This is a genomic window from Sphaerochaeta sp. (assembly GCF_050256055.1).
In the GTDB taxonomy this organism is placed as follows: Bacteria; Spirochaetota; Spirochaetia; order Sphaerochaetales; family Sphaerochaetaceae; genus Sphaerochaeta.
The window spans coordinates 70,139-76,200 of the sequence record NZ_JBFWIJ010000012.1 but is presented as its reverse complement, the minus strand read 5'-3'; the positions used below and the strand labels follow the sequence as shown (position 1 = coordinate 76,200).

Genomic DNA, 6,062 nt, shown 5'->3' with positions numbered 1-6,062 from the left:
TCCTGTTCAGCCAGTAAGGCATACAGCTTGTTCACCGTTTTCCAATTGCGTACCGTAGCGTTGCCGAAAACCCTTGCGGTACGCGCAGCTAGATTGGACACGCGGATACTTTTTTGGAACAGCAGGTAGAGTTCCTGCTCCCCTGCCTGCATGCGGTCAGGGCCTTCATATCCTTGCATGATTGCTTCCAGCTGTTCCTTTGTGGGACCCTGATCAAGAAAATAGACATACAGATGCTCGACCTTGTCATCAGCAGTCTCGGCTTGCAGCACCTGTTGTGGGGAAAACGGAAGCTGTTCGATCAGAAAGCCAAGCTCCCTTTTGCTGCGCAGCATGACCTCACTTGCGAATCCGAAACGCTTTTGGAACGCATGGCCGATGGTCTGCTCCAGATCCATTTTTACCGCATCGGAGGCAAAAAGCACATTACCGCTTTGGATATAGGTCTGTACCTGCTTTAGGCCCAGTTCCCAAAAGCATTGTCGCAGATCACCCATGGCGATTCGATGATTCCCCCCGACATTAAGCCCCCGAAACAATGCAACATACCACATTCGATTCTGCTTGCGACCAACTCCCTCAAATTCTGATGGTACATGCCTTTTGCTCGGATGTCAGCTGAACCACCACCCCGTCCGGAGAAAAAGCAACCCTTCCTTGGTCGGTGGATTGAACTGCTTGGATATTACGCAGGCATACCGCCCAGCTTCCGATCGTCCCCTCAATGCGTACCTGATAGGATCCATGGGCATGCGTGACGGTACAGATTGCCTTCACCGCTCCCCCAAGATCGTTCAGAACCGCCGTTGCACGGGCACCCTCTTCCAGAGCAAACACATGGAATGTTACCTGATCCGCATAGTCATAATCGGGCTTTGCATGTTCGCTGCCGATGGCAAGGATACTGTTCGGCCGAACAAAGAGCGGAAGACTGAAGTAGTCGTACACCTCGCTCTGATATGAACCACCGGATACCTCCCGATTGTTCAACAGATGCGTCCATCTCCCCTTGGGCAGATAGTACGAAACCTTCCCATCATCCTGGAAAACAGGAGCAACCAATACATGCTCACCAAGACAATACTGTCTGTCCAAAAAAGCACAGACCGGATCATCCGGAAACTCCAGGACCATGGCCCGCATGATCGGCAATCCATGTACATGTGCATCGCACGCCTGATGGAACAAATAAGGCATCAAGCTGCATTTGAGTTCAACGAAGTACTTGAGGACCTCACTGGATTGTTCGTCGAAGTCCCAAGGAACCCGATAGGATTCATTGCCATGCAGCCTGCTGTGGGAGGAGAGCAGGCCGAAGGCGATCCAACGTTTGAACAAATCGGGGGTGGCACGCTTTTCGAACCCTCCGATATCATGACTCCAATAGCCGAAGCCTGACAAGGAAAGGGACAACCCACCGCGAAGACTTTCTGCCATAGACTCATAGGTCGCCGAGCAGTCACCGCCCCAATGTACGGGGAACTTTTGGCCTCCAACCGTAGCGGAACGTGCGAACACCAACGCATCACCGGTTCCCCGTTCCTGCTCCAAGAGTTCAAACACCGCTTTGTTGTACAGATACGTGTAGTAATTATGCATCTTCATCGGGTCCGAGCCGTCAGCATACTGCACCGAGGTGGGAATGCGCTCACCAAAGTCCGTCTTGAAGGTATCGACCCCCATATCCAACAACGCTTTCAGTTTCCCTTGATACCACCGCACGGCATCCGCATTGGTGAAATCCACCAACCCCATCCCTGCCTGCCATCGATCCCATTGCCATACACTCCCGTCTAGGTTATGCACCAAATATCCGTTGGCAAGGCCTTCATCAAACAAGGCTGATTTTTGTGCAACATACGGGTTTATCCATACACAGACCTTCAGGTTCCGTGAATGCAGACGAGCAAGCATAGCCGGAGGATCACTGAATTGCTTTGCATCCCAAGTGAAATCGACCCATTGGAACGCCTCCATCCAGAAACAATCAAAATGGAATACGTGCAAAGGAATCTTGTGTTCAGCCATACCATCGATGAAACGATTGACGGTCTGCTCATCATAGGACGTCACAAACGAGGTGGTCAGCCACAACCCGAAGGACCAAGCAGGCACCAAAGCCGGCCTACCGCTCAACTCGGTATACTTGCCAAGCACATCCTTCAGGCTCTTTGCCCCGATTACATAGTAATCAAGGCATTGTCCGGGGACGGAAAACTGAACCGAGGTCACCACTTCCGATCCCACCTCAAAGGAGACTCTCCCGGGATTTGCCACCAATACCCCGTACCCCCTGCTGGAAAGATAGAAAGGTATATTCTTGTACGCCTGCTCGCTGCTGGTACCACCATCCTCATTCCAGATATCCACAACCTGTCCATTCTTCACAAACGGGGTGAACCGTTCCCCCAGACCATAGATGGTTTCCCCTACTCCAAGGCTGAGGTATTCCAATTGGTATGCATCCTGCCCGTCGAGGACAGCATGCCCGCTCAGTTGGCCTGATGATGTGGTCAAAAGTCGATCCTGGTAGAAAAACGAAAGGTCGGCAGGGCCGCTGTCCCCGACGCTAAGGGAAAGCTCACCTGATCGTACGGTATACGCGGTTCCCATTTGCTCGATGATCATCTGCTTGTGTTGGTCGGGTTGCAATGAAAAATGCGGTCCTCGATCCAATGCCCCTTTGAAATGGTAGGAACGGACATGCAATACATCGGGCAACGGGGATGAGACTACTGTGGTGAGCATCGGGGTATTCAACGTAGCACCCCGCTTATCTATCCGCTTGGCAGCCGTATAGATGGTCAAGGTTCCCGCTTCCTGGTGCACATCAACGATATCAACCTTGTTCAAGAGCTGAACATTTGTACGGATGTTCCAATAACCGTCCCTATATTTCATGATGATTCTCCCTTGGTCAGGTTTTGACCGCTCCTGCTACCATACCCTTGATAATGTACCGTTGCAGACTCAGATAGAAGATTACGGCAGGAAGGATCGTAAGCAACACCCCTGCCATCGCATAGTTCCACTCGACTTTGTACAAGCCGAAGAAATTGTAAGCCGCCAGTTGCAGCGTGAGGGATTTCTTCGATCCACTGAGCACCAGCAGGGGAAGCAGAAAATCATTCCACATCCACATCGTATTGATGACGATAACCGAAACGGTCACCGGCTGGAGCAAGGGGAAGATGATCTGGAAGAAGGCTCGGAAGGGGGATGCACCATCGATGAGCGCACAGTCATCCAATTCCTGCGGTACCGATTTCACCGCCCCGTGGTACATGAACAAAGCCAATGATGCTCCAAGCCCCCAATACAAGATGCCCAACCCCAAGGGGGAACCGATCAAATGCAATTGCTTGGCGACCTTCACCAAGGAAATCATGAAGGAATGAAAGGGAATCATCATGGGAGCGATCAGGACCATGAACATGACAAAGCTGTAGCGGGTCTTGGTACGGGAAAGCTTGTAGCCGGCAAGGGAACTGACCACCACCACCCCACATACGCCCACTGCTGTGGCAAGCAAGGTATTGAGAAAGTATCGGGGATATTCCATGATGCGGAACGCATTCTGAAAATTCTTCCAGACCAACGTAGTGGGGAAAGCCAGTACGTTGCTGGTGATCTCGCTGAAGGTTTTGAAGGAATTGATGACCACCAGAAACAACGGATACAGATATCCGATTGCGACCAACGTGAGCAGAAGCGAAGGAAGCAAGGACCAAAGCGTACGACGTCTCATACCTCCACCTCCCGTTGCTTGAACATGCGAACCTGAAAAATGGAGAGCACAAGGATCATGAGGAACAAAATGACCGACTTGGCCGTGCCGTAACCGAACCGATTGATCACGAAGGCAGTGCGATAGATATCCAAGGCGATGGTGGTCGTGGTGTTGCCGGGCCCGCCGTTGGTAAGGCTGAAGATTACATCGAACGCCTTCAACCCGTTGGACAGTGAGTGGAATACGCTGACGGTGACCGCAGGCATGATTAGAGGCAGGGTTATGCGGAAGAACCGTTTCACGCGGTTGGCCCCATCGATCATGGAAGCCTCGATCAAGTCGCGGGGGACTGTTTGCAACCCTGCGATATACACAACCAGATAGAATCCGAGCGAATGCCAGATGGAAACCATCAACACACTGAAATAGACCAACTTTACATCACCGAGCCAGCTGAACATGAAAAAAGGAAGCCCGGTTTTTTGGAAAAACGACTCGAATCCGGCTGAGAATATGAACCGCCAGATATAGCCGATAATAATCAAACTGATGATGTTCGGCACATAGAATGCCGCCCGAAGCGCATTCCTGCCGACCAGATTGCTGTCCAGAATCACTGCCAGCAACAGGGCAAGCAGATTGGTGATCACCACGCTGCCGATGGTGAGGCGGAGGGTGAACCCGAATGCTTTCCACATATCCAGATCATCGAGAAACAATTCCTTGTAGTTTGCCAGACCGATGAAAGTCTGGACCCGATCCAGTCCGTTCCATTTGGTGAAGGAGGAGACCACACTCATGATAAACGGAATTTCAACGGAGATGAGTATCGCCAGAAGCGCCGGTACGGTGAAGAATCCGAAGACCATTGCCCGGTTCATTTGCTTACGTGCACGTGGTGTCATGCTGTCCCCTTATGTGGCCGGAATCGTATTCCGGCCACGTTCGAAGAAGGATTGAATTACTGTGCTGCCTTTGCAATTTTTGCATATGCGGCATCAAGCGCATCCAGCGTTTGGCTGCGGTTGGTCAGTCCTGCACAATACCCCTGCAGGATGGCGCCCAGCTGCTGCTCGGTTCCGGTGGGGAACATCTGGTAGAACCAAGGATATCCTACGGTTCCTGAAGCAAGCAACGAAGAGGTCTCCTGTGCAATCTGGGATTCAGGAGCAGCTGCACCGATGATCGGGGAAAGCTGCTTCACCTTGCCCGGAATCCAGTTCTTTCCGTACTCACTGGTGGTCAGCCAACGCAGCCAATCAAGGGCGGCCTGCAGGTTCTTGCTGTCCTTCGCAATACGGATGGTCTGGTTTGAATCAAACATGATGCCGGCACTCTTCGCATCGTTTCCGGTCGGTCCCACCAAGAATCCAAGTTCCACATCCGGATTGGTCTTTCTAATGGAATCCTCAGCCCAGTTGCCCTGATGGATCATGGCTACCTTGCCGGTGGCCAAGGCAGACGTCTGATCATTGAAATCCGATTCATTCGGCTTTGGCCCGCCGTACTGCTTGATCAGATCCAACAAGTCAAACACCTGGCTCATCTGAGGAATGTCCTTGAACTTGAGCTTACCCGAATTCAGCATACCTACAAAATTCTCATATCCACCATACTGGTCAACCGGTACGTTTGCGATCGCCTGCCACGCAGTCTGCGGCAGTACCCAGAATTCCTTGAAGCCGGTGGCGAACGGTTGCACACCATTGGCCTGCAGTTTCTTGGCAACAGCCTCGAATTCAGCCAGCGTCTTGGGAAGAGTGGTTATGCCGTTGTCTCGGAACACCTTCTTGTTGTAAATGAAGGAGTGGGACTGGACGAGGAACGGATAGCCGGTCACCTTCTGATTGACTGTAACACCCTGCAGGGCGGAAGGCTCGATCTGTTTGATGAAGTCCTCATTCGTCAAATCATAGACATAATCCTTGTAGGTGGAATTGTCTGCATAGGCGCTGCTCATGAAGATGTCGGGAACATCCCCGCTGTTCAGACGGCTGGTCAGCACCGAACGATAGTCGGTCTGCAGTACCGTGATGTCCAGGGTGACACCCGTTTCGGCTTTGTACGCCGCTACCATGTCGTTGTACTGATCCGCCAGTTCAGGGCTGTAGAACAATACATTCAAGGTCACATTTGGTGAAGCAGCTTCCTTTTGTCCTGCAGCAGACAATGAGCCGAGGACCAATAGAAGCACACAGGTCACTACCAGTAGTTTTTTCATACCAATTCTCCTTTTTTGATATCTAGGTCCAAATACTGTGGTATGTTATACGTATAACATACGGTAGTATGGTTGTCAATGAATTCATTCATATGAGAATATTGTTGCTAT

General features: G+C 51.4%; 5 protein-coding genes. All 5 read right to left on the bottom strand.

Going from position 1 to position 6,062, the window contains the following annotated elements; translation table 11 throughout:
- Positions 1-554: DUF1697 domain-containing protein (locus tag AB7C91_RS06765; RefSeq protein WP_428590073.1), on the bottom strand; the 554-nt coding region annotated here is incomplete at its 3' end.
- A gap of 25 nt (positions 555-579) precedes the next feature.
- On the bottom strand, positions 580-2,901 hold the full coding sequence (gene yicI, locus AB7C91_RS06760) for an alpha-xylosidase (protein WP_428590070.1): 2,322 nt from the start codon (positions 2,899-2,901) through the stop codon (positions 580-582).
- Between the two features lie 16 nt (positions 2,902-2,917).
- Positions 2,918-3,748, bottom strand: coding sequence for a carbohydrate ABC transporter permease (locus AB7C91_RS06755; protein WP_332447310.1), 831 nt, complete (start codon positions 3,746-3,748; stop codon positions 2,918-2,920).
- Positions 3,745-4,635: a sugar ABC transporter permease gene (locus tag AB7C91_RS06750; protein WP_332447311.1), complete on the bottom strand. Its 891-nt coding sequence runs from the start codon at positions 4,633-4,635 to the stop codon at positions 3,745-3,747. The genes AB7C91_RS06755 and AB7C91_RS06750 overlap by 4 nt, the downstream gene beginning before the upstream one ends.
- A 56-nt stretch (positions 4,636-4,691) precedes the next feature.
- Positions 4,692-5,951 (bottom strand): ABC transporter substrate-binding protein, encoded by a 1,260-nt coding sequence (locus AB7C91_RS06745; RefSeq protein ID WP_332447312.1) that lies wholly within the window; start codon positions 5,949-5,951, stop codon positions 4,692-4,694.
- Between the last annotated feature and the right edge of the window lie 111 nt (positions 5,952-6,062).

What these genes read in the sequence shown, in the direction of transcription:
- yicI (WP_428590070.1), bottom strand. Translation starts at nt 2,901, where the DNA reads ATGAAATATAGGGACGGTTATTGGAACATCCGTACAAATGTTCAGCTC.
- AB7C91_RS06755 (WP_332447310.1), bottom strand. Translation starts at nt 3,748, where the DNA reads ATGAGACGTCGTACGCTTTGGTCCTTGCTTCCTTCGCTTCTGCTCACG.
- AB7C91_RS06750 (WP_332447311.1), bottom strand. Translation starts at nt 4,635, where the DNA reads ATGACACCACGTGCACGTAAGCAAATGAACCGGGCAATGGTCTTCGGA.
- AB7C91_RS06745 (WP_332447312.1), bottom strand. Translation starts at nt 5,951, where the DNA reads ATGAAAAAACTACTGGTAGTGACCTGTGTGCTTCTATTGGTCCTCGGC.